The organism is Armatimonadota bacterium, assembly GCA_025059775.1.
Classification (GTDB): domain Bacteria; phylum Sysuimicrobiota; class Sysuimicrobiia; order Sysuimicrobiales; family Sysuimicrobiaceae; genus Sysuimicrobium.
In genome coordinates this window covers 183,033-205,996 of the sequence record JANXCW010000004.1, presented here as the reverse complement: position 1 = coordinate 205,996, position 22,964 = coordinate 183,033, and the positions used below count along the sequence as shown (strand labels likewise).

19 protein-coding genes, 1 tRNA gene and 1 pseudogene are annotated in these 22,964 nt (G+C 67.1%); 16 read left to right on the top strand and 5 right to left on the bottom strand.

Going from position 1 to position 22,964, the window contains the following annotated elements:
* The 3 genes from N0A24_04920 to N0A24_04910 form a co-directional block, all read left to right on the top strand.
* On the top strand, window positions 1-821 hold an 821-nt coding region (locus N0A24_04920; protein ID MCS7172736.1), incomplete at its 5' end, for an AMP-binding protein.
* Entirely contained in the window at window positions 818-1,867 is a 1,050-nt protein-coding gene (locus N0A24_04915) for an ABC transporter substrate-binding protein (GenBank protein ID MCS7172735.1), read from the top strand. The genes N0A24_04920 and N0A24_04915, both read left to right, overlap by 4 nt.
* A 43-nt stretch (window positions 1,868-1,910) precedes the next feature.
* Window positions 1,911-3,728 (top strand): PEP-utilizing enzyme, encoded by a 1,818-nt coding sequence (locus N0A24_04910; protein ID MCS7172734.1) that lies wholly within the window; start codon window positions 1,911-1,913, stop codon window positions 3,726-3,728.
* 4 nt (window positions 3,729-3,732) lie between these two features.
* Here the strand turns inward: N0A24_04910 and N0A24_04905 are convergent, their stop codons facing one another.
* The gene (locus N0A24_04905) at window positions 3,733-4,596 is read right to left on the bottom strand and encodes an ABC transporter substrate-binding protein (GenBank protein ID MCS7172733.1); all 864 of its coding nucleotides are present in this window, start codon (window positions 4,594-4,596) and stop codon (window positions 3,733-3,735) included.
* Window positions 4,597-4,680: 84 nt separating this feature from the next.
* Between N0A24_04905 and N0A24_04900 the strand changes: the two genes are divergently transcribed.
* Together N0A24_04900 and N0A24_04895 are read left to right on the top strand one after the other, a co-directional pair.
* On the top strand, window positions 4,681-6,153 hold the full coding sequence (locus N0A24_04900; protein ID MCS7172732.1) for a TldD/PmbA family protein: 1,473 nt from the start codon (window positions 4,681-4,683) through the stop codon (window positions 6,151-6,153).
* 2 nt (window positions 6,154-6,155) lie between these two features.
* The gene (locus N0A24_04895; GenBank protein ID MCS7172731.1) at window positions 6,156-7,508 is read left to right on the top strand and encodes a TldD/PmbA family protein; all 1,353 of its coding nucleotides are present in this window, start codon (window positions 6,156-6,158) and stop codon (window positions 7,506-7,508) included.
* Here N0A24_04895 and N0A24_04890 read toward each other — a convergent pair.
* A complete protein-coding gene (locus N0A24_04890) occupies window positions 7,505-8,539 on the bottom strand; it encodes a thiolase family protein (protein ID MCS7172730.1) in 1,035 nt (344 codons plus the stop codon). The two genes, N0A24_04895 and N0A24_04890, sit on opposite strands and share 4 nt — an antisense overlap.
* 99 nt (window positions 8,540-8,638) lie before the next feature.
* Here N0A24_04890 and lysA point away from each other — a divergent pair, with 99 nt between their 5' ends.
* Entirely contained in the window at window positions 8,639-9,946 is a 1,308-nt protein-coding gene (gene lysA, locus N0A24_04885) for a diaminopimelate decarboxylase (GenBank protein MCS7172729.1), read from the top strand.
* Window positions 9,947-10,073: 127 nt separating this feature from the next.
* On the opposite strand, the pseudogene N0A24_04880 reads toward lysA, so the two are convergent.
* Window positions 10,074-10,169 (bottom strand): annotated as a pseudogene (locus tag N0A24_04880) (SH3 domain-containing protein).
* A gap of 1,847 nt (window positions 10,170-12,016) precedes the next feature.
* Between N0A24_04880 and N0A24_04875 the strand changes: the two are divergent.
* The 7 genes from N0A24_04875 (at window position 12,017) to wbaP (ending at window position 19,477) form a co-directional block, all read left to right on the top strand.
* On the top strand, window positions 12,017-12,934 hold the full coding sequence (locus N0A24_04875) for a hypothetical protein (protein MCS7172728.1): 918 nt from the start codon (window positions 12,017-12,019) through the stop codon (window positions 12,932-12,934).
* A 48-nt stretch (window positions 12,935-12,982) separates the two neighbouring features.
* Window positions 12,983-13,411, top strand: coding sequence for a hypothetical protein (locus tag N0A24_04870; GenBank protein MCS7172727.1), 429 nt, complete (start codon window positions 12,983-12,985; stop codon window positions 13,409-13,411).
* A 265-nt stretch (window positions 13,412-13,676) separates the two neighbouring features.
* Complete coding sequence (locus N0A24_04865; GenBank protein ID MCS7172726.1) at window positions 13,677-15,161, top strand: MATE family efflux transporter; 1,485 nt, start codon at window positions 13,677-13,679, stop codon at window positions 15,159-15,161.
* Between the two features lie 113 nt (window positions 15,162-15,274).
* Complete coding sequence (locus tag N0A24_04860) at window positions 15,275-16,099, top strand: FkbM family methyltransferase (GenBank protein MCS7172725.1); 825 nt, start codon at window positions 15,275-15,277, stop codon at window positions 16,097-16,099.
* A gap of 209 nt (window positions 16,100-16,308) precedes the next feature.
* On the top strand, window positions 16,309-17,274 hold the full coding sequence (locus tag N0A24_04855; GenBank protein ID MCS7172724.1) for a glycosyltransferase family 4 protein: 966 nt from the start codon (window positions 16,309-16,311) through the stop codon (window positions 17,272-17,274).
* A gap of 8 nt (window positions 17,275-17,282) precedes the next feature.
* Window positions 17,283-18,047 carry a WecB/TagA/CpsF family glycosyltransferase gene (locus N0A24_04850; protein ID MCS7172723.1) on the top strand — a complete coding sequence of 255 codons (765 nt, stop codon included), beginning with the start codon at window positions 17,283-17,285 and terminating at the stop codon, window positions 18,045-18,047.
* Window positions 18,044-19,477 carry an undecaprenyl-phosphate galactose phosphotransferase WbaP gene (gene wbaP / locus N0A24_04845; GenBank protein MCS7172722.1) on the top strand — a complete coding sequence of 478 codons (1,434 nt, stop codon included), beginning with the start codon at window positions 18,044-18,046 and terminating at the stop codon, window positions 19,475-19,477. Before N0A24_04850 ends, wbaP begins: the two co-directional genes overlap by 4 nt.
* 2 nt (window positions 19,478-19,479) lie before the next feature.
* On the opposite strand, the gene N0A24_04840 is transcribed toward wbaP, so the two are convergent.
* A complete protein-coding gene (locus tag N0A24_04840) occupies window positions 19,480-20,484 on the bottom strand; it encodes a TIGR03617 family F420-dependent LLM class oxidoreductase (GenBank protein MCS7172721.1) in 1,005 nt (334 codons plus the stop codon).
* Between the two features lie 63 nt (window positions 20,485-20,547).
* Here N0A24_04840 and N0A24_04835 point away from each other — a divergent pair, with 63 nt between their 5' ends.
* Window positions 20,548-21,636 (top strand): M20/M25/M40 family metallo-hydrolase, encoded by a 1,089-nt coding sequence (locus N0A24_04835; GenBank protein MCS7172720.1) that lies wholly within the window; start codon window positions 20,548-20,550, stop codon window positions 21,634-21,636.
* On the opposite strand, the gene N0A24_04830 is transcribed toward N0A24_04835, so the two are convergent.
* A complete protein-coding gene (locus N0A24_04830; protein ID MCS7172719.1) occupies window positions 21,602-22,093 on the bottom strand; it encodes a GNAT family N-acetyltransferase in 492 nt (163 codons plus the stop codon). The genes N0A24_04835 and N0A24_04830 overlap by 35 nt on opposite strands.
* Before the next feature lie 43 nt (window positions 22,094-22,136).
* Here N0A24_04830 and truA point away from each other — a divergent pair, with 43 nt between their 5' ends.
* Both truA and N0A24_04820 read left to right on the top strand, forming a co-directional pair.
* On the top strand, window positions 22,137-22,892 hold the full coding sequence (truA, locus tag N0A24_04825) for a tRNA pseudouridine(38-40) synthase TruA (protein MCS7172718.1): 756 nt from the start codon (window positions 22,137-22,139) through the stop codon (window positions 22,890-22,892).
* Window positions 22,883-22,954, top strand: a tRNA-Ile gene (locus N0A24_04820). The genes truA and N0A24_04820 overlap by 10 nt, the downstream gene beginning before the upstream one ends.
* Window positions 22,955-22,964 lie beyond the last annotated feature (10 nt).

The following is a 22,964-nucleotide window of genomic DNA, read 5'->3' as shown; positions in this document are numbered from 1 at the left end:
GTTCGGAGCAGAAGGTACGGCTCCTCCACGAACTCAAACCCACCTATGTCTTCGGCACCACCTCCTACCTCCTGTACCTGGGGCGGCTCGCGGAGGAAATGGGTATGCCCTTCGCCCGGCTCAGCTCCCTCCAGATCCTCTCCTTCGGGGGGGAGGCGGGAGGAAGTGCGGAGGCTAACCGACAGCGGCTCCGGGAGCGGTGGGGGGACGTGACCTTCTTGGAGGGCTACGGACTTACGGAGCTGTTCACGTTAGGGACGAACTGTCCGTACTCTTCGGCGTTGCACATTTCTGGGGATGTGGTGCTGACGGAGGTGGTGGATCCGAGGAGTGGGGAGCCGGTGCCGGTGGGGGAGCCTGGGGAGCTGGTGTACACCATGCTGGTGGGGGACACCCAGCCGCTGTTGCGGTACCGGTCTGGGGACATCGGGCGGCTGGAGCCGGAGCCGGTGTGCCGGTGCGGGGCGAGTTGGCCGCGGGTGGCGCGGGGGATTGAGGGGCGGGCGGACGACGTGATCTGGTACCGGGGGGTGAACGTGTACCCCGCGGCCATCGAGCAGGTGGTCCGCGGCTTCTCCGTCCTCTCGGACAACTACCGGATCGTGGTGCGGGGTACCTTCGAGCGGCCCCAGCTTCTCGTGCAGGTGGAGCAGGCGCGCGAGGAGGATCCCGTAAAACTCCGGGAGCAGCTGGAATCCCGTCTGCGGGAGGCATTGGGGGTGCGGCCCGAGGTGGAGATCCTCTCACCGGGAAGCCTACCCACGGGGGACTACAAGGTCCGGCGGGTGCAGGACGAGCGGCGGAGGGAGGTGGAAGCATGAGCGGGAACGTGCGGGGGAGGGCAGCCGTCGCCATAGCCTTCTTTTTGATGCTCCTGTCCGTATCCCCAGTCCGCGGGCAGGTCTCCGTGCGGGAGCGGATCTGCGAGGCGGCCCGGCGGGAAGGGGCTCTCCACATCCTCCTGCACCTGCAGGAGGTGGCGGAGGATCTCGAGAAGGCACTCAAGAAGAAGTTCAGCTGGCTTACCATCCGCACGGTGGCGGATATTGCGGCACCCACCCGGGCGGTGGCGGAGGCGCAAGCGGGACGACACGACCACGATCTGTTCTACTGGAGCATCCCGGGAGTACTCCCCCTCTACGACCGGAAGCTGCTGGCCTCGTTCTCCGAGGAGGAGACCCGGGCCTTCGATATCCCCGGTAGCGGCCGAATTTTAGACGGGGCCGCCCTGAGCGTGGCCAGCACGGTACATGCCCTGGCGTACGACAGCCGGCGGGTTCGGGCGGAGGAAGTGCCCCGGAAGTGGGAGGACCTGCTGCAGGAGCGGTGGCGAGGGCGGCTGGTGAGCGAGATCACCGCGGTCACCAACGGCATCGCCGCCTTGGGATTGCTCTTCGGTGAGGCATGGGCGTTCGACTTCACCCGGAAGCTTCGGGATGAGGCCCGGATCACCCTAGTCCCGAGCCCCGAGATCGCCCGGAGGATGGTGCTCTTCGGGGAGAAGGATCTGCACTGGACGGTTCTAGGGACCACCATCCACCGCCGGGAGCGCCTGCAGGAGCCCTGGGGGTGGGCGCCTGTTTCCCCCACCTTCGCGGGCCGGTTCGTAATTGCCCTGTTCGCCCGGGCGCCGCATCCCAACGCGGCCCGATGCGCGGCCCTGTGGCTCGCAAGCCGTGAGGGGAAGATCACCCTGGAGGAGGTGAACTACTCCTTCGGGGACGCCACCCCGGGAAGCCCCTCCCGGGTGCGCAAGGAGCTCGAGCGGATGCGGGTTCGGGTGTTCCTGGAGAACGTGGAGGTGGCCCGGCGACGGCTTGAGCTGTACGGCCGTCTGGTCCCCGTGCTCACCGGACAGGTCCGGTGAGGGTACTGTCCGAGCCGCGAAGCGCAGAAGGGAGGGAGGAAACATGGCGGAGCCGATGCGGTTTCCCAGCCCGTTCGAGGTGGAAGCGCCGCCGGGTGCGGAGGACTGGCATGAGATGTACCCGCCCTACGTGCGGTTTACCCCGGAGCGGCGGGCGGAGGACGAGGCACGCCTGTGGTTCTACAACGGCATGCACTTCCCCGAGCCCGTGGCTCCCTTTGACCTCCTGGTTCCCGAGATCTGGTACATCGCCATCGGGGAGATGAACAGCCGTCTGTTCTGCATTCCACCCGCCATGGGGGTGGACTTCCGGGTTCTCAACGGGTACGTGTACATCAGCAGCGTTTCCGTGACGGACCCCCAGAAGATCCAGGAACGGGCGCAGCTGTTCAATGAGCGCGCCGGCTACTACTACGCGAACTGGAGAACCCTCTATGAGGAGTGGAAGCAGAAGGTCATAGGGGAGGTACGGATCCTTCAGGAGATCCGGTTCCCGGACCTTCCAGAGGTGGAGCCCAAGGAGTGGGTCTTCAACCGGCGGGGACTGGGGACCTCGTACGATCTGTTCCGGGCCTGGACGCAGTTCCTGGAGAGTGCGAACCGGGCCGCCCAGTACCACATGGAAGTGGTGATGATCGGATTCGCAGCCTACCTTACCTTCTACGACTTCTGCAAGCGGGCCTTCCCGGAGATCAGCGATCAGGACGTCACCCGCATGATCGGAGCCATCGAGGTGAGCATGTTCCGGCCCCAGGACGAGCTCCGGCGTCTGGCCCAGCGGGCGGTGGAATTGGGGATCGCGCCTGTCTTCCAGGGTAGGACCTCCGCCCAGGAGGTGTTCCGGGCGCTGGAACAGAGCCCCGAGGGCCGGGCGTGGCTGGAGGAGTGGAAGCGCAGCAGCGACCCCTGGTTCTATGTGAACACGGGGTCCGGCATGCAGCACCAGCACCGCGCGTGGGTGGACGACCCCTCCCCGGCCGTGGATGCCCTCCGCGTCCTTGTCGGGAAGATCCAGCGCGGAGAACCGGTGGATCGGGATTCGGAGGCCGTGCGCCGGGAGCGGGACGAGATCACCCGGGGCTACCGGGAGCTGTTGGCTACGGAACAGGACCGGCAGGCCTTCGATCAGCTCCTGGCGCTTACCCGGGACGTGTATTACTCCATCGAGGACCACAAGTTCTGGGTGGATCACTGGTACCAGAGCGTGTTCTGGAACAAGGTCCGAGAGCTTGGAAGGGTGTTCGCGCAGCAGGGCTTTCTCCAGGATCCGGAGGACATCTTCTACCTCCACCACACGGAGGTGTACCAGGGCCTCGTGGACCTCCTGATCGGGTGGTCCGTGGGTGCACCTGCCTGGGGCCCCCGACACTGGCCCGGACAAGTGGCAAAGCGGAGGAGGCTCCTGGAACGACTTCGCGCGTGGAGCCCGCCTCCTGCTCTGGGAGTGGTTCCGGAGGTCATCGGGGATCCCGCGGTGATCATGCTGTGGGGGATCACCCCGGACCGACTTCAGGTGTGGCTCACACCGGAGGAGGGGAAGGTGGTTCTGGGAGCCGCCGGATCCCCGGGCACCGCGGAGGGACCGGCCCGGGTGGTCCACAGCGTGGAGGAACTGCACCAGGTGCAACCTGGGGAGATCCTGGTCTGCCCGGTGACGGAACCCAGCTGGGCTCCCGTGTTCGTCAAGGTACAAGGGATCGTCACGGACATCGGCGGGATCATGTCCCACGCGGCCATCGTGGCCCGGGAGTACCGGATCCCCGCGGTGGTGGGGACGGGCGTGGGAACCAAGCGGATCCGCACGGGCCAGTGGGTCCGGGTGGACGGAGGCACGGGAACGGTGACCATCCTGGGCGAGTGAGGGGCTAAGGCGGGGGTTTCCCCCACACCTCCCAGATGGAGCGGCACACGTCCGTGACCATGTGGACGAAGGCAGGGCCATAGTGGGCCAGGGTATCCGCGGGAAGCGTGAGGACCCGGCCTCTCCGGACCGCCCGGAGGTCCGCAAGGCCCCGCTCGTGCATGAGCCGGAGGCCCTCGTCCCCACGGGGCTGGAAGTGTTTGCACTCGTACACGATCACGTCTGGATCCGCGGTCCGGATCTCCGCGGCCACTTCCATGGGCTCGTACCCCTCCACGGGCATCCCGTAGAGGTAGGAGACCGGGACGTGTCCGAATACGTTGTGGATCCCTGCGAGGTGTAGAGCCCCGGTGATGTGGTTGGCATAGCCGGGCACCGTGGGCCCTCCGAGGTCAATCTCCACATAGACGCGGGGAGGAGGGGCTTCCCGCCGGAGGGCAGGAAGGCGTTGGAGCTGGTCCAGGAGCCGGGCCGCCAGTTCCAGCGCCTGCTGGGGGGCTCCCACAAGCCCGCCTACCTCCACCACGGTGGAGAGGATGGCGTACACGTCCCTCGGGAACGGAATGGGATAGGTGGGGAATCCGGAGGCACACAGCTCCTCGATCACCGCCCTCTGGGTCCCGGTGGTGGTGAGGACGAGGTCCGGTTGCAGCTCGGCAAGCCGGTCCCGCAGCACGCGCACGTAACTTCCCACCTTGGGTTTGGATCGCGCCTGGGGCGGCCGGTGACACCAGCTGCTCACCCCCACCACCCGACCTCCCAGGTCAAGGGCGAACAGGATCTCCGTAACGGAGGGGTTAAGGCTCACGATGCGGGCCGGCGGGTCCGGAAATGTCACCCATCCCGTGTACGGGTTGTACACACGCATCCCGTGCGTCCTCCCCTCGCTTGACGTGACCGGATGCCGTTCCAATCATACAGGTACGGGCACGTGGGCCTCCGGAGGACAGGGATGGACGAGCTCATCGCCCGCGCCCTGAACACGGCGCAGCTGCGGGGTGCTACGTACGCGGACGTGCGGGTGGTGGAGACCACCCGGCAGTCGCTGCTGGTGCGGAACGGCCTCGTGCAGGGAATCGCCCAGGCGGAGGACGCGGGGTTCGGGGTGCGGGTGGTGGTGGACGGTGCCTGGGGATTCGCCAGCAGCCACCGGCTGGACCTCGGGGAGGCAGAGCGGGTGGCAGAACAGGCGGTGCGCATCGCCCGCGCCAGCGCCCTCACGAAGCGCGGGGACGTGGACCTGGGGCCTCCCGTGGTGCAGCGGGGGAGCTATCGGAGCTCGGTGGAGGTGGATCCCTTCACCATCCCGCTCGAGATGAAACTGGAGCTCCTGCTCCGGGCGGACGCGGAGATGCGCCGCGTGCGAGGAGTGACGGCCACGGAGGCGGAGATGGTCTTCATCCGCCAGCGCAAGATCTTCGCCAGCACCGAGGGCAGCTTCCTTACACAGGAGATCATCGAGTCCGGATGCGGGATCGAGGCCACCGCGGTCGGGGAGGGAGAGGTGCAGCGGCGCAGCTACCCCAACTCCGTGGGCCGCCACCAGCAGACCCGGGGCTGGGAGTTCATCCTGGAGCAGGATCTGGTGGGGAACGCTCCCCGGATCGCGGAGGAGGTGGTGGCCCTGCTGCGCGCGGATCCCTGTCCGGACACCGTTACCACCCTGATCCTGGGCGGATCTCAGGTGGCCCTGCAGATCCATGAATCGTGCGGACACGCGGTGGAGCTGGATCGGGTGTTCGGGACGGAGGCCGCGTACGCGGGCACCTCTTTCCTCACCCCCGAGAAGCTGGGTCGTTTCCGGTACGGCTCGGAGGTGGTGAACATCGTGGCGGATGCCACGGTTCCCGGGGGACTGGGAACCTTCGGGTGGGATGACGAGGGAGTTCCCGCCCAGCGGGTAGACATCGTGCGGGAGGGGATCTTCGTAGGGTATCTCACGGACCGGGAACATGCCCGCCAGCTGTGGCGCCTTCTGGGACCCTCTCCGTACGTGACGGGAGTGTCGGGCGGTGCGGCCCGGGCCATGGGCTGGAACCGAATCCCCCTCGTCCGCATGACCAACCTCAACCTCCTGCCGGGGAGTTGGCGTCTGGAGGACCTCATCGCGGACACGGACGAGGGCATTCTCATGGACACCAACCGTTCCTGGAGCATCGACGACCGACGGCTCAATTTCCAGTTCGGGTGCGAGATCGCGTGGGAGATCCGGCGCGGTCGGAAGGTGCGCCTGCTCCGAAACCCCCTCTACACGGGCATCACACCCGCATTCTGGCGGTCGTGCGATGCGGTGTGCGACGAAGACCACTGGGTGCTGTGGGGAACCCCGAACTGCGGAAAGGGGGAGCCCGGGCAGATCGCCCACACGGGTCACGGTGCCGCACCCGCTCGGTTCCGGAACGTCCGGGTCTTCGGAAGGCGATAGCCATGCTGGGCGATCGGAGAGCGGAAGCGCTCCTGAAGGATACCCTGGCCTGTTCCCGGGCGGACGAGACGGAGATCGTCCTGCTCGCGGAGGACGAGGCCCTCACCCGGTTCGCGAACAACACCGTTCACCAGAACGTGGCGGAGACAAACGCGGCTGTGGCGGTTCGGGTGGCCATCGGGAAGCGCTTGGGTTCCGCCGTCACAAACCAGCTCCATCCGGAGGCCGTGCAGCAGGCGATCACCCGGGCGGAGGCGGCCGCCCGGCTCGCCCCAGAGAACCCGGGCTTCCCCGGCTTTCCCGAACCCCGGCCGTTTCAGCCTGTCGCTGCGTTCCACGAGACGGTGGCCGCGGCCGCGCCGGAGGACCGGGCCCGGATGGTGCTGGAGGTGATCCGAATCGCGGACGCGCACGGTGCCGTGGCAGCCGGAGCCCTCTCCACGTCCGTGGAGGAGGTGGCGGTGGCGAACTCCCGGGGGGTGTTCTGCTACCATGCGGGCACCCGGGTACGGTTCCGTACCGTGGTTCATAGGGAGGAGGGTTCGGGGTACGCGGAGCGGGTGGGGTGGCGGTGGGATGCGTTGGACATCCCTGAGCTGGCCCGCTCCGCGGTCGAGCGGGCCCTGCAGGCCCGAGCTCCCCGGGAGCTGGCGCCCGGCGTCTATCCCGTGGTGCTCGACCCGTACGCGGTGCAGGATGTGGTGAGCTGGCTGGGATATGCCGGTGCGGGGGCCCTTGCCGTACAGGAGGGCCGCAGCTGGATGAACGACCGGATCGGGACAGAGCTCCTCTCGGAGGATGTGACCCTGTGGGACGACGGTCGAGATCCTGCTGGAATCCCGCTTCCCTTCGACTTCGAGGGAGTGCCCCGACAGCGGGTGGTGCTGGTGGAGCGGGGCGTTCCGCGGGGGCCCGTGTACGACACCATCACCGCGGCCCGGGAAGGAAAGGCCTCCACCGGGCATGCGCCCCTGCGGGCCTGGCCGGAATCGGCCAGCGTAGGTCCGACCCCCATGCACCTGTTCCTAGCGCCCGGAGATGCCGCCCTGGAGGATCTGCTGCGGGAGCTCGACCGGGGGCTTTACGTCACCCGGTTCTGGTACACGCGGCTGGTGCACCCCCGGGACTGTGTCGTGACCGGGATGACCCGGGACGGGGTCTTCTGGGTGGAGAGGGGGGAGATCGCCTATCCCGTGCGGAACCTGCGGTTTACCCAGGGCTATGTGCAGGCCCTCGCGGGGGTGCGAGGGGTAGGGCGGGAGACGTGGCTGCTGGGCAACGGTCGGTTCGGGGCGGAGCGGGTTCCGGCCCTCCTGCTCGAGGCCTTCACCTTCACGGGCCTCACGGAGTACTAGCCCCGCTCTACCGCCAAGGCCACCGCCTCCCCACCGCCCAGGCACACGGCCGCGATCCCGCGCCGGGCATCCCGCTCCTCCAGGGCATAGAGGAGGGTGGTGAGGATGCGGGCGCCGCTGGCGCCGATGGGGTGTCCCAGGGCCACGGCCCCACCGTGCACGTTCACCCGGTCCAGGGGTAACCCCAGCTTGCGGCACACGCCGAGCACCATCGCGGCGAAGGCCTCGTTGATCTCGTAGAGGTCCACCTCCTCCTTCCGCCACCCGAGCCGGGTGAGCAGCCGCTCGATGGCGTAGGTGGGGGCGATGGTGAACCACTCGGGCTCCGTGGCCGCGGTGGCGTACCCCACGATGCGGGCCATGGGTGCCCGTCCCAGACGCTCCGCCGCGGCCTCGGAGGCCACCACCACCGCCGTGGCTCCGTCGCTGATGCTGCTGGCGTTCGCGGCGGTCACGGTCCCGTTGGGCTCGAAGGCGGGCGGGAGGTGGGGGATCCGCTCGAAGTTCACCCGCCGGGGCTCCTCGTCTTCCTCCAGGATGCCCTTTCCGTCCGGGAGCTCCACGGGTACGGTCTGTGACCGGAACAACCCTCGATCCAGAGCTTCCAGGGCCAGCCGATAGGACCGCGCCGCGTACGCATCCTGCTCCTCCCGGCTGATGCGGTACTCCGCGGCCAGGAGCTCCGCACAGGATCCCATATGGCAGTTCCGGTAGGCATCCTGGAGCCCGTCGTGGATCATGGAGTCCACCGCCTTGAGCCCGGAGCCACACATCTTGTTCACCGTGGTGGCGGGGACGGCGCTTGGAAGTCCCGCATAGATGGCAGCCTGCCGGGCCGGAGCCTGGCCCAGGCCTGCGGAGAGGACGTTCCCGGGGATGACCTCGTCCACCTGCTCGGGACGAGCCCCCGCCCGTCGCACCGCCTCCCGCACCACAAGGGCTCCCAGCTTCGGGGCGGGAACCGTGCTGAGGCCGTCCAGAAACCGGCCGATGGGGGTGCGGACCGCGCTGAGGATCACCGCCTGCGGCATCCTCGTTCCTCCGGAGGAAGCTACCTCGATTGTGCCGCGGCCGGGGCGCTTCGCCGTCTGGTACAGTGGTGCGGGAAGACCGCGGCTCCGGAGGGAACCGTGCAAGATGCATTCGGCCGAACCCCTGAAGGCCACCTGAAGCTCGGCGGCTGCAGCGCGGTGGCGCTGGCCCGGACCTACGGCACCCCGCTCACCGTGCTGGACGGGGAGAGGTTGCGGGCCAATCTGGAGGCATACCGGGAGGCGTTCCGGAGGTTCGTGCCTGCCGGCCGCCCTTATTATGCCTCCAAGGCCCTGTGCACCGTCGGCATCTGCCGGTTCATCCACCGGTACGGGTTCGGGCTCGACGTAGCAAGCGGTGGGGAGCTCTACACCGCCCTACGGGCTGGTGTTCCGGCGCAGGACCTGTGCCTGCACGGGAACAACAAGACCCCGGAGGAGCTGGAGATGGCCCTAGAGGCCGGGGTGGGGCGCATCGTGGTGGACAATTTCCACGAGCTGGACCTGTTGGAGACCCTGACCCGCAGGAGGGGGCGTTCTGCGGAGATCTGGCTCCGCATCACCCCCGGCATCGAACCCCATACCCACCGGGCCATCCAGACGGGCGGGGTAGACACGAAGTTCGGATTCGGGATTCTGGAAGGAGCCGCGGAGCAGGCGGTGCGACGGGCCCTTGGCATCCCCGGGTTGCGGCTGCGTGGCTTCCACAGCCATATCGGGAGCCAGATTCTGGAGCTGGAGCCCTTCGCGCTGAACGCCCGGGTGGTGGTGGCCTTCGCGGCCCGGATGCGGGCCGAGCTCGGGTACACCGCGGAGGAGCTCAACCTCGGTGGCGGGCTCGGGATCCGGTACACCGCGGCGGACCGGCCTCCCGGGATCGCGGATTACGTGCGGGCCGTGGCGGAGGCAGTCCAGGAGGCCTGCGCGGAGCACGATTTCCCGCTACCGGCCCTGTTTCTGGAGCCAGGACGGTCCGTGGTGGGGCCCGCGGGTGTCACCCTGTACACCGTGGGGGGCATCAAGGAGATCCCGGGGGTGCGCACCTACGTGGCGGTGGACGGCGGGATGTACGAGAACCCCCGGCCTGCCCTCTACGGTGCCCGATATGAGGCGGTGGTGGCGGACCGGCCGGACGACCCGCCGATCCGGACCGTAGCCCTGGCGGGCCGGTGCTGCGAGTCGGGAGATGTGCTCATCTGGGAAGCCCGTCTTCCGGAGGTGCGGCCCGGCGACATTGTGGCGGTGTTCGCCACGGGGGCCTACACCTACGCCATGGCCAGCAACTACAACCGGTTTCCGCGGCCAGCCCTGGTGCTGGTGGAAGGGGGCAGGGCACGCCTCGTGGTACGGCGGGAGACCTACGAGGACCTGCTGCGCTGCGACCTCCCCCTCGATGGAGAGGAGTAGCTCGCTCCTGGCATGGGGCTTGCTCTGAAGCCCGCCTCGATGCGTGCGGGCCACGTGGTCCTGGGGGTGTGCGGCCTGTCCTATGCGTTGGCAGGTTGGGTCCTCCTCCGGCACGGGGCCTTCTGGAGCCCGGATCAGGCGGTGCGGTTCGTGCAGGTGGAGGCCCTGGCCCGTTCGGGGCAGCTCCACGTGCCCTACCCGGCCGGGGGGCTTGACCCGGAGGGTCGGTTCTTCCCCGCGGGAAGCTGGTTTCACTTCGAGCGGGGTGGAAAGCACTACCTGAGCTACCTTCCGTACTTCCCAGCCCTCACCGCACCCCTGTACGCGGCGCTCGGGTGGCCGGGACTCCTCCTCCTTCCTGGAATTTCGGGCCTTGCTTCTGTGGCGCTCACCTTCCGGTTTCTGGAAGAACGGGCGCCGGGCGTGGCCGTCCTGGGCGCCCTCGGCCTCGGGATCGCTTCCCCCCTCCTCCTGTATGCCGCCTCCTTCTGGGACCACGCTTGCACGACGGCCCTGGCTGCGGCGGCCCTTTTCCTGGCGGTTTGGGGCGTCGAGCGGTCCTCTGCCCGGGCGGTTGGAGGCGCGGGGTTTGTGCTGGGTCTGGGGTTCTGGCTGCGGAACGAGATGTACGTGCTGGCGGTGGCTGCTCTGGCGGGTTGGCTCCTCTTCGGAGCGCCCCGTCTGCGCGGAGCCGTGGCCTTGGGAGCGGGCGTGGCCTCCTCAGGCCTCCCCCTGTGGACCCTGAACGCGTGGCTGTTCGGCCACCCCTTGGGGTATAAGGGCGCAAGCCTGGCGGCCTCCCGGACCGAGTCCCTCGCCACCGCGGGGTGGGACTGGCTCGTCCAGCGCCTGGTGGTGGCCTACTACCAGCTCGTGAACACCGATTTCTACGGCCTTACCTGGCACCACCTGTGGACCTCCCTGGGCGTTACCGGGGCTTTTCTGGGGACGGCGCTCCTGCTCCGGTGGGGCACCAAGCGCCGCTCGGAACGCCTCCTCCTGCTCGGAGGGCTCCTCGCAGCCGCCACCGTGCTCTTCGTGGTCTCGGGGCGGACTGCCCTAAGCGGTCTCCTTCCAGTCTTCCCAGCGCTTTCCCTGGCCTTATTGCCGGGCCGGGGGAAACGATGGGAGGGGTTTCTGTGGGTGACGTGCCTGGTGTTTACAGCCGGGGTGGTGGCAACCGGAACCCGGGGCGGGGTCCAGTGGGGGCCCCGCTACCTCCTGCCCCTCCTCCCGGCGCTTACCTGGCTTGCATTCGCCTCCGTGGACCGTTGTCGAACTTCCTTTCCCGAGGTCTGGCCGGTACTGCGGGGCTTGGCCGCCCTGTTCGTCGTCGGAGGGGTTCTCGTGCAGGCCTCGGGCCTGGACCAGCTGGAGCAGTGGACCGCCCGCAACCGGGCGGGTATGGAGGGGCTCCGGAGGGTGCCTACGGAGGTCGTGGTCACCAGCTTTGAGTGGATCGCGCTCCTCGCAGGCCCCGTGTACTTCGAGAAAAAGCTGATGCTGGTCCAGAGCCCCGAGGACCTGCGGGCCCTCGTGGGCCGGTTCGCGGCGCTTCAGATCCGCCGCTGGACCTACCTCCCGGCCTCCGGGGCCCGTTTCACCCCGCGGGGCGTGCTCGGGTGGAGTAGGCAGGAGGGATGGCCCTACCGGGTTGCGGAGGACCGGATGGATCCGGAGAGCGGGCTGAGACTCGTGACCTTCGAGGCAGACCGGTGAGGAGGGCTCCCGGCGCGCTCGTGGTGGTGGCTGCGGGAGCCGCGGCACTGGTTTTGGCAGGGCTCTCCCTGGTGCGCCACCGGGCCTTCTGGTCCCCGGATTCGGGCCTGCGCTTTCTGCAGGTGGAGGCCCTGGTGCGTCTGGGATACCGAGATCCTTCCCTCCCGTACCCCGGTGGCCGGTTCGATCCCCAGGGCAGGTACCTTCCCTTCAGCGGGTGGTTCCTGGTCCGACGGGAGGGCGCGCTCCACGTGGTATATCGTATATCCACCGTACTTCCCTGCGCTCGCTTCCCTCCCGTATCGGGTCCTGGGGTTCCCGGGCCTCTTCGTTCTTCCGCTCCTGGGAGCGGTGGCCGTGCTGTGGAGTACCGCGTGCGTGGCGCAGGCTCTCGGATCTCCGTGGGCGGCGTGGAGCGTGGCAGCGGTCCTGGGGACTCCGGTAGCGGTTTACGGTCTCCTGTTCTGGGATCACGCGCCCGCCGCGGGGCTCGGTGAGGGGGCGGCGGCCCTGATCATGGCTTCCGGGTTGAGGGATCCTGGCGCCCTCGCATTCCTCGCGGGCGTGCTCGGGGGCCTGGGGGTATGGTTACGCACGGAGATGTACCTCTTTGCCCTCGCCTTGGTCCTCGGGGCCTGGCGGGTGTTCGGAAAGCATGTAGCAGCCCGGATCGCGGTGGGGGCGCTGGTGTCGGCCATGGGGGTGTGGATCCTCAACGCCTCCCTCTTCGGTCACCCTCTCGGTCTCAAGGGGGAAGCGGCGGTAGGCGCTCGGGTGGCGGAGATCCGGTCAGTGGCCCGGGCCGCGGGGACATGGGTGCGGCACCGCCTCCTGGTGCTCTACGATCTCCTGGGCAGTACGGAGCGGCCGCAGAACGGAGAGCACCCGGAGCGGGTTTCGGCTTCCCTCATGCACGCCGGGACGGTGGTGGCGGGAGGCATCCTCCTGGCGTGGGGGATCCGCGGTCAGGACGGAGTCCGGACCCTGGCGGGCGCGGTGGTCGCGGTCCTGGGCCCCGTTTCCGCTGCGGTGGGCGGCCAGCATCTCATGGGACTCCTGCCCACCGTACCGCTCATGGCCACCCTCCTCCTGACGGCGCGCGCCCCATTTCCCGAGGTGCGGTTCCCTCTCCTCGTGGCCTCGTTCCACACCGCGGCGGTGCTCGCCACGGGCAGCGTGGGCGGTTTGCAGTGGGGTCCTCGGTATCTGCTGCCTGCGGTTCCTCTCTTCGTGTGGGCCACCATCGCCGCTTTGGCCCGCGGGAGCTAGGCCTGGCCCAGCGGAGCCCGGACCCTGCGGGCGACCCTGGCGGTGCTGGTGGCGGGAGGGTTGACGGTACAGGCCGCGGGCCTTCTGGCGATTCGGTCCGACGTAGCCTCCCTGGGAGCCCTCTGTGGGGAGGTAGAGCGCCGCTCTGGGCCCGTGCTCGTGAGTGGGGCGGAGCCCGTGCTCCGCGCGCTTGCACCCCTCTACTTCCGGCGGGTTCTGCTGCGGGTGAATGGCCCAGAGGCCCTTCAGGACCTCGTGCGAACCCTCAGCCGCCATCGAGTGCGGGAGTGGACGTACGTTCCGTTCACCGGCACGCGCTTTGATCGAGAGCAGATCGAGCGATGGTCGAAGGAAACGGGGTGGCCTTTCCGGGCGGTGCGGGATGAGGTCCTGCCCGTGGCCTTCGTGGCGGAGGCCCAAGACTACCGGGCCCTTACCCAGGTGCGCCTGATCACCTACCGGGGAGGGAAGCCGTGATGGTCCGGACCCTTTCAGACGGCACAGGAGTTGCTCTGATCGAAGCGGGGGTGAGGAGGGAACTTACGCCGTCGCTGCGAATCGAGAGGGACGCATCGCAGGGGAACCCGGAGGACTCCCGCGAACCGGCCCATGCAGCTGGGGGCGACCGGGTGCAGTCGCCTCCGGGAGCAGCTGCGGTAGGGTCGGCTCGATGGGTGGAGGGTGGAGTGAGGTTGGGAGTGGGTGGGAACGAGGTCGCCCGATGGGAAGCCGTGCCCTGGGAATGCCACTCTGGCGGAACTCCGCGGTAAATCTGGCGGGCCAGGCCCTTCCCGCCCTTGCCTACGCCCTGGTTCTGCCTACTCTCATCCACGAACTAGGCCTCCAGCGGTTCGGAGTGTTCGCCCTGGTATGGACCCTGTTCTCGTACCTCACCCTTTTCGACCTAGGACTCGGCCGGGGAACCGCCCGGGCGGTGGCCAGGGCCCGGGAGGTGGGTGAAGAGCAATTGCTTTATAGCATCGTATGGACCTCGTGGTTGTTGCTGCTTGTGGTGGCGGGGGGGGCAGGTCTCGTGGTATGGGCAGTAGCTCCGGTCGGGGGGGCTTGGCTGCGGTTGCCTCAGGAGGTCCAGGGGGAGGCTCTCCAGACGTTCCGGCTTACTGGAGCCGTCCTCCCGGTGTTCCTGGTCGCCTGGGCCCTGCAGGCGGTCCTGGAGGGCCTGCGGTGGTTTGGGCCGGTTGCGGCGGTGCGGGCGGCTCTGGGGATCACCACCGCTTTCGGGCTGGCCCTAAGTGCGCGATCGGGTCTTCCCGCCATGGTGTGGACCGTAACGGTCGCCCGGGCGGGCTATCTGCTGGCACTGGGAATACTGGTCGAGAGGGCCTTGCCCGGATTGTGGCGGAGGCCCTGCTTTCATGGGCGGGTGGCCCGGGAACTTGTGGATTTCGGACGCTGGGTGGTGGTGCATGCATGGATGGCTCCCGTGCTCACGTACGGGGACCGGTTCCTGGTAGCCATCCTGCGGGGGGCCGCGGATGTCTCCGTGTACGCGGTTCCGCAGGAGACCGTGCTTCGGCTGATGCTGGTGCCCGCGGCGGTGGCCACCGCTGCCTATCCGGTTCTGAGCGGGAGCCAAGCAGTAGGGGCCACAGAGGACGTGCAGAGGACCTATTCGGAAGGGCTGCGCCTGGTGAGCACGGTGCTGGGCCCGGGCTCGGTGCTCCTGGTATTGTTCCCCGGGGAGATCCTGCGGCTGTGGATCGGGCCTCAGGCACAGATGGCGGCGGATCCCCTGCGGCTTCTGGCGGTGGGTGGGCTTTTGCTCGGGTGTGCACAGGTACCCTCTGTGGCGTTCGCGGCCCTGGGGCGCCCGGACGTTCCGGCCCGGGTTACCCTGGCTTTGGCGCTTCCGTTCGTGGCCACCGCGGCCATGCTGGTGCAGTTCGTGGGAGCTCGTGGGGCTGCACTGGCCTGGTCCCTACGGGCTGCGGTCCAGTTCTGCGCCTATGCGATCCTGCTCGGGCGCCTCCTGGGCCCCGGTGAACCGCTGAAACAACGGAACGTGTACGGTCCCATCGTCCGCTGGCTTGTGATCCTGGCGGCGGCAGCCGCCGTGGATGCCGCCTTCTGTCCACCTCCGGCGGTACGCCTGGGCCTCGTCGGGGTGCTCGGGATGGTGGCGGTGTATAGGCTGGCAGGGTCCAAAACGCTATTTCCGAGACTGGGGGAAAACGGGTGCGTGGGGAGCGCGCGCTTCGGAAGCTGAGGTGGTATCTTCGAGCGTACCGATGGCGGGGGATCGGCCGTTTCGCTGGGGATATGGTGTTCTGGCGGCTGCGGAACCTGCGGTGCTTCTGCCGTTTGGTGCGATGGAAATGGATGGTTCGCAGGATACCGCCAGATCACCTCTGTTTCAACGTGCAAGGGCTCCGTCTGTATCTGAGCCCTCACGATGTGGGACTCTCACCGGAACTCGCGGTTGAACGTGTCCACGAGCCCATCCTAACCGCGACGCTGCGGACACTGCTGAGGCCGAACATGACGGTGGTCGATGTAGGAGCCAATCTCGGATACTTTGCTTTGTTGGCAGCACGTGCGGTGGGGCCCTCTGGAAAGGTCCTCGCGTTAGAGCCCTTTCCAGAGAGCTATCGGTTGCTCAAAAAGAATATTCAAGCAAACGGCCTGCAGAATGTGCTGCCCTACGCTTTCGCGGCAGGCCATCGGTCTGGCCCGGACAAACTTTACTTTTATCCTCAGTCTAACTGGAACAGCCTTTTCCTGAAAAACGATAAGCGGAAACCTCTGGGATGGATAGAAGTACAAGTTTGCACGTTAAATGAACTTCTGGCAACAGAGCCGCGTGTTGATGTTATTCGAATGGATGTCGAGGGAGCCGAGCTAGCAGTGCTTAAAGGATCAGACAGAATTTTAAAGAAGCACCGTCCTACGCTTATCATAGAAACGCATCCTACGTTGATGGGAGAAGACCAGTACGCAGAATTTCTCCATTTTTTGAAACAGATGGGCTACTCCATCGAAGAAGCATGGGAGCGATGGCGGGAGGAACCCGTATGGCCGAGGCGGCTAAGTACATACTATAAAGCAGGACGTGAGGTGCGAAAGCTAGACGTGGATTATCTGCTGGCCCTCGAGAGTGCGGTGACAATCATCGCGAACTGTCGAGGATCAGAAAGCCCGGAATGAAGATGCGTATTTTGTTTCTGACACACCTCGTCCCCTATCCCCCCGTGAGCGGAGGCGCACAAGTTTCAGCGGATACGCTGGAGGTGCTCTCCACGTTAGGGGAAGTGGACGCATGCGCCTTTATCCCGTGGTGGCGTCCGGCAGACGTGGAAACGTTTCGGAGAAAGACACACCGATCTTTCGTGTTGCCTTTGCGGAGGAAGAGCACCTTGTTCTGGGTAAAATGCGCCATGGAAGGAAAACCGTATTATATCTTTCGCGACTACACCGCTGAAATGGAGAGAGCCGTGCGTCAGATGGTGGCAGGATGTACGTACGATTTGGTAATTATAGATACTTTGACCATGACCGCTTACACGGAAGAGATCGGCTTGCCAAGGGTCCTGCAGGAACACAATGTGGAATGGTATGTGGTAGATTCGTATACTAGGCTACAGGGAAAGATGTGGTATGCTTATGCCGGCCGGCGGGAAGGCCAATTGATACGACGATACGAGATCAAGGAGTGCGTGAGGAGCAATGCCGTCGTAGTCCTTTCAGAGGAAGACCGGGGACGGTTGCGGAATCTTGGAGTAGGTACAAAGATCGAGGTGATTCCACCCACGGTACGGACGAGGGCACGAAAGACAGACGGAGAAGAAGGAGTTATCCTCTACGTAGGAACGGGACACTGGCCGCCTGCAGCAGATGGAATACGGTGGTTTCTCAGGGAAGTGTGGCCACGGATTAAGCGTAAGCATCCCAGCGCCGAATTCTGGATGGCGGGCGTACCACCGAGGGGTTTAAAAAAGAGAGAAATTCCACAGTGCGTCAGAATGTTGGGCTATGTAGAGGACCTGGAAATCCTCTATCAAAGAGCAAAAGTTTTCATAGCGCCGGTACGGGTTGGAAGCGGAGTACGGCTGAAAATCCTCCATGCGTTGGCGCGAGGATTAGCAGTGGTCAGCACGTCTGCGGGCTGTGAAGGGACAGGCGCTGTAGACAGAGTGCACATGCGTATAGCGGATACGGCTGAGGATTTTGCCGAGGCGGTTGTGGAGATCTTAAAGAATCGCAGACTTGCCGATCAGCTGGGGAAAGCGGGCCAGACATTGGTGCAGGAACGCTTTCACCCGAAGGTAAAAGAGGAAAAATGGAAGCTGTTGATCGAAGAAGTGCTGGCAGGCAGGAATTGAAACACGAAATGAAGGGAAAAGGGAAGTACTGGCCTGAGCTCTGCGCGCTCGGCATACAGGATGTGCTGGCGACCCTCGGGGAAGCCATAAAAAAGGGCGAGCGGGGCTACATCGTCACGCCGAATGTGGACCACCTCGTCCGCTACCACCGGGATCCGGAGTTCCGCAGGGCCGTGGACGGGGCGTGGCTGCGGCTGGCGGACGGGATGCCCGTGGTGTGGGCGAGCCGGATGGTAGGCAAACCCGTTCCCGAGCGGGTGGCGGGGAGTGACCTCCTGCCGGAGCTGTGCCGGCTTGCGGCCCAGGAGGGATACTCCGTGTTCCTCCTGGGGGGGCGGGAGGGGGTGGCGGCGCGGGCCGCGGAGAGACTCAAAAACCTCTATCGTGGCCTGAAAGTTGCCGGCACCTACACCCCGGTGGAGGGGTTTGCGGAGAGCGTGCAGGATCAGGAGGCCGCCTTGGAGGCGGTGAACCGGGCAGATCCCGACATCCTCTTCGTGGGGGTGGGCTCTCCGGCCCAGGAGAAGTGGGTGCACCGGAACTGGGATCGGTTGCGGGTCCGGGTGGCCGTATGCTGCGGGGCGGCTTTGGACTACGCGGCAGGCAGCAAGCCCCGGGCTCCCCGGTGGATGCGACGGGTGGGACTGGAGTGGCTGTGGCGACTCGGGCACGAACCCCGCCGGCTGTGGCGCCGGTACCTCGTGGACGACCTGGCCTTCTTCGGCCTGGTACTCCGGGCGATGTGGGAACGGTGGGGGGGGAGGCGGGCTTGACCAGCCGGGTGGTCCCCCTCAGGCGCTCCCGATCCCTCCCCCAGGCGGCCCTGGAAGGCGTGTGCGTCTTCGCCCTCCTCCTGGCAGACCTCGCGGCCCTACTGGTGGCCCTCTGGGGAGCCGTAGGGCTGCGGAACGCAGTTCTCCCCCTGCTTTCCTCGGCCTTCTTACGGCCTGCCTATCCGGTCTCCCACTACCTGCAGCTGTGGTGGCTACCGCTTGTGTTCCTGGCAGCCTTCGCGTACACGGGGCTGTACACGCGTCGGATGCCCCGGTGGGAGGAAATCCGCCGGTGCCTGGGCGCGGCCACCACGGGGGCGGTCCTGGCCTTCGCCCTGGTGTCCGTGGGAAAGCTCCAGGAGGAGGTCTCCCGGCCAGTTCTCGGGCTCACCTGGCTGGGGCTCCTGGTGACCCTTCCCACCGCCCGGGGACTCACCAAGCGCGCGCTGGTTGCCCTGGGCCCCTGGCGTCGGAAGGCCCTCGTGGTGGGGGAGAGGGAAGCGGCTTTGGCGGTTGCGTCCGCCCTGGAGCGGGACCCCTCGCTGGGCTACGAGGTGGTGGGAATCGTTCCTACGTGGGAGCGGGCTCTAGAATCCGCCGCCCGATGGGGCGCTGGGGATGTGGTGGTGCTCCCTAGCGGCCTCGGTTCCTCCGACGTCCTGCGGGTGGTGGAATCCCTGCGCCCCGTGGCCGAGAACGTGCTGCTGGTCCCGGATCTCTCAGAGGTTCCGGTGCTGGGCGTGGAAGCCCTGGGGCTTTTTGAGGACCGCACGCTCCTGCTCCGGCTGCCCAATACCCTCCTCCAGCCCGGGAAATTCCTCCTCAAACGGGCCATGGACCTCGTGCTGGCCACCCTTCTGGGGCTCGTGAGCCTCCCGGTGGTCCTGGGAGCCGCGCTCCTCGTGAAACTGGACTCCCCGGGCCCTGCCTTCCACGTGGAGCCGCGGATCGGCCGAGGAGGGCGGCGCTTTTCCTGCGTAAAGCTGCGCACCATGTACATGGATGCCCCCACGCGCCTCGCGGCCTACCTCGCCGCGGATCCGCAGGCGCGGGAGGAGTGGGCACGGTACCGGAAGCTCCGGGGGTATGACCCGCGGGTGACCCAGATAGGGCGTTTCCTGCGTCGATGGTCCCTCGATGAACTCCCCCAGCTGTGGAACGTGCTGCAGGGGCAGATGAGCCTCGTGGGACCCCGTCCCTACCTTCCGGAAGAGCTGGAGCTCCTGAGCGCAGACGGGATGCTGGACGTACCGCCCGGTATTACGGGCCTGTGGCAGGTGAGCGGCCGCAACGCCCTGGACTTCCGCACCCGGCAACTCCTCGACCGGTGGTATGTGAGCAACTGGTCCCCCTGGCTCGACCTCCTCATCCTCCTCCGGACTCCGCTCGCGGTCCTGCGGGGGGAGACGGGCAGGGGATCGGGTCCTTAATCCTATCCCCCTCCGAAGGCCCGCGCAAGAGCCCTCCACAGCCTCTCCCGCTCTCCAGGAACCAGCGGGAAGTATGGGGTAATTCGATCCACCACGTCCCCGTAGCGTGCCCGAAGCGCGTCTGGGACCTCTTCTGCCTCTGCCACCACGCAGAACGTCTCCAGCATCTCGTCCGGCACGAGCCTCGCCATCTCCGGCCACTGGCCTGCGCGGGCAAGCCGGGAGAGCCGCTCGCCCACTTCCTCCCAACCGTGCACCCCGAGCACCGTCCGGTACGAAGGGGTGCTGGCGTAGAAGGCCACCTGAGACCGCAGGAATTCCCGCTCCTCCGGGTTCGTGGCCATCATCACCGAGGCGGAAACCACGATCTCCCGCCGGCTTCGGCCGCTCCGCTGGGCTCCCTCTTCCAGGGCGGGGAGGACCACCTCCCGCAGGTACTTCACGGAGTGCAGGGGGTGCACGTGGAGCCCGTCTCCCACCTCTCCCGCCAGGCGCACTAGCCCCCGGTTCACGCCCGCCACGTAGATGGGGATTTGCGGGTGGGGAATGGGGCCGGGATTGAAGAAGGGCGACATCAGGGTAAGGGTGTGGTACCGGCCTCGGAGAGCTAGTCGCTCCCCGGCTTGCCAGCACCGCCACAGGGCCCGGATGGCCTGGATCTGCTCCCGCAGCTTCGCGATCGGGGAGGGCGGCCAGGGCATGCCGAACCGCCGCTCCACGTGGGCCCGTACCTGGGTTCCCAGGCCCAGAAGGAACCGGCCGCCGCTGTGCTCTGCCAGGTCCCAGGCGGTGTGGGCGAGGATGGTGGGACTTCGGACGAAGGCCACCGCGATGGCGGTGCCGAAGAGGAGCCGCCGGGTGTGGGCGTACACCAGTGGCCCGGGGAGGAAGGGATCGTGCTGGGTCTCGTTGGCCCACAGACATCCTATCCCGAACCGCTCTGCCAGCCGGGCCACCTCCGGTACCTGCCGCAGGGAACCCTGAGGGAGGCTCGCGTCCAGGATCACGGTACCGTAAATTTCCCGCCCCGGTTGGAGAGTTCCTGTATCCCGTGCGGTATGATCGGCTCGATGGAGCCCCTGCTGGAGCGGGCGCGGCGGGAGCTGTGTCGCCTTGTGTCCATCCCGAGCCCCACGGGTCGGGAGCAGGCCCTCCTGGTGTACCTGGAGGCCAGGCTGGAATCCCTGGGGCTGCGGCCTTTCCGGCAGCCCGTGGTGGAGGACCGGGCCAACTTGATCTGGAAGGGAGCGGAGCGGCCAAAACTTCTGCTCACCGCCCACGCGGACACGGTTTCCCTGGAAGATCCCCCGGAGCTGAGCCGCCCCCGGGTGGAGGCGGGGTGCGTGTGGGGGCGGGGAAGTGCGGACGTCAAGGCCGGGATTGCGGCCATCCTCCTCGCCCTAGAAGAGACCCCGGAGGTCCGGGAGCTGCCCGTGGCCGTAGCCTTCACCGTGGACGAGGAGCGAGAAGGACTGGGGAGCAAGGTGTTGCCCGAGGCGGTGCGGCCAGAGGCGGCCGTGGTGCTGGAGCCCACGGAGCTCCGCATTTGCCCCGTAGAGGCCGGGAGCCTGGAGGTGCGCATCGAGCTTGCGGGGGTCCCCGCTCACGGCGGGGAGTTCGAGGCGGGGCAGAACGCCATTCTGCGGGCCGCACAGCTTCTCGCGGCGTTCCAGACCATGGCGTTCGTGCGGGCCGAACATCCCCTGGTAGGCCGGGGCGGGTTTAACGTGATGGAGATCCGGGGCGGTCGGCCGGCACTCCTCGTTCCGGACCGGTGCACCCTCCACGTGGACTTCCGAGTCCTCCCGGGGCAGGATATGGAGGCCGTCAAGCAGGAGGTCCTGCGGGTGGTTGAGGCACATGGCGGAGCCGCGGAGATCCTCGATGAGAGCCAACCCTTTGCGCTTCCGGAAGACGCCCCCGTGGTAACCCTCCTCCGGGAGGCATATGGACAGGCCCTGGGTCAGCCCGCGCGGCTGGGGGCCATCCGGAGCTGGACCGATGCGGAGAACCTGGTCTCCGTGGGAATCCCCGCGGTGGTGTTCGGTCCCGGGCGGCTCGCGGTGGCCCACACGGCCTTCGAGCACGTGGCGCTCCAGCAGGTGGCGGATGCGGCCCGGGTGCTTAAGTCGCTGATCCGGATTGTGGGGCGTCCTTGATCATCCGTATCCAGATTCCCCACTGCCCCACTTTCCGGAACCCCAGCTTCTCGTACAGGGCCTGGGCCCGCAGGTTGGATTCGCCCACCCAAAGTCCGAACCGCCGGTGTCCTCGGTCCCGCAGGTACCCAAGGCCCGCCAGGCACAGGGCCCTGCCGATACCCCGCCCTTGGTAGCGGTCGTCCACCGCCAACTCGTGAATCTCGCCGATACGTTCCCCCTGATAGTCTACCCAGCGAGCGTCCGTGGCGATGAACCCTACGACTTCCTCGTCCAGGGAGGCCACCAGAAATCCCTCCGGGTCCCGCTTGTACAGCCACCGGAGGTATTCCGTCACCTCCCGGTCCGTACGGTACGCGTACGCCTCAAGCCCCCGGTAGGCTCTCCGGTAAACGGCCACGAGGCGGGGAAGGAGAGGCCGCGGATCCTGGGTGCGGATGAGGGGTTTCGGTTGCACGGAAGTCCTCCAGCCCCCCACCATTTTGCCGGGCGAGGTGGCCGTGCGCACCATCAGACTCCTGGTGGCCTACGACGGAACCCGTTATGCGGGCTGGCAGCGCCAGCCCAGGGCCCCTTCCATCCAGGAGGAGCTGGAGAAGGCCGTGGCCCGGGTGACGGGCGAGACCGTACGGGTGGTAGGAGCGGGCCGCACGGATGCCGGGGTGCACGCCCTCGCACAGGTGGCCCACTTCCGAACCTCCTCCGCCCTCCCGGCGGAACGGTTCATGGGGGCCCTCAACCACCACCTGCCTCCGGATATTGCGGTGCGGTGCGCGGAGGAAGCTCCGGAGGGGTTCCACGCCCGGCGGGACGCCCGCTGGCGGGCCTACCGCTACCTGGTCTGGAACCGGCCCGGGCGGAACCCGCTGCTGTTGAACCGGGCCCTCTTCTGGGAAGGAAGGCTGGATCTAGCGGCCATGCAACAGGCGGCCTCGTATCTCGTGGGCCGGCACGACTTCGCCACCTTCTGCGCGGTGGGGAGCAACCCCCGCACCACCCTCTGCACCCTGTACCGGCTGGTCGTCCTGCCGCGGGGGCCGCTGGTGGTAGTGGAGGCGGTGGCGGACCGGTTTCTGCGGCACATGGTACGGATGATGGTGGGAACCCTGCTGGAGGTGGGATCAGGGAGACGCTTCCCGGAGTCCATGCCGGAGTTGCTGGCGGCCCGGAACAACCAGCTGGCAGGCCCCGTGGTGGAGGCGGGCGGGTTGTACCTGGTGCGGGTAGGATATACTGAATTCCGGACGGGCCCGTAGCTCAACGGCAGAGCGGCCGGCTCATAACCGGTTGGTTCCAGGTTCGAATCCTGGCGGGCCCATGTCGTACAA

What these genes read in the sequence shown, in the direction of transcription:
- N0A24_04915 (MCS7172735.1), top strand. Translation starts at nt 818, where the DNA reads ATGAGCGGGAACGTGCGGGGGAGGGCAGCCGTCGCCATAGCCTTCTTT.
- N0A24_04910 (MCS7172734.1), top strand. Translation starts at nt 1,911, where the DNA reads ATGGCGGAGCCGATGCGGTTTCCCAGCCCGTTCGAGGTGGAAGCGCCG.
- N0A24_04905 (MCS7172733.1), bottom strand. Translation starts at nt 4,596, where the DNA reads ATGCGTGTGTACAACCCGTACACGGGATGGGTGACATTTCCGGACCCG.
- N0A24_04900 (MCS7172732.1), top strand. Translation starts at nt 4,681, where the DNA reads ATGGACGAGCTCATCGCCCGCGCCCTGAACACGGCGCAGCTGCGGGGT.
- N0A24_04895 (MCS7172731.1), top strand. Translation starts at nt 6,156, where the DNA reads ATGCTGGGCGATCGGAGAGCGGAAGCGCTCCTGAAGGATACCCTGGCC.
- N0A24_04890 (MCS7172730.1), bottom strand. Translation starts at nt 8,539, where the DNA reads ATGCCGCAGGCGGTGATCCTCAGCGCGGTCCGCACCCCCATCGGCCGG.
- N0A24_04865 (MCS7172726.1), top strand. Translation starts at nt 13,677, where the DNA reads ATGCCACTCTGGCGGAACTCCGCGGTAAATCTGGCGGGCCAGGCCCTT.
- N0A24_04860 (MCS7172725.1), top strand. Translation starts at nt 15,275, where the DNA reads ATGGTTCGCAGGATACCGCCAGATCACCTCTGTTTCAACGTGCAAGGG.
- N0A24_04850 (MCS7172723.1), top strand. Translation starts at nt 17,283, where the DNA reads ATGAAGGGAAAAGGGAAGTACTGGCCTGAGCTCTGCGCGCTCGGCATA.
- N0A24_04835 (MCS7172720.1), top strand. Translation starts at nt 20,548, where the DNA reads ATGGAGCCCCTGCTGGAGCGGGCGCGGCGGGAGCTGTGTCGCCTTGTG.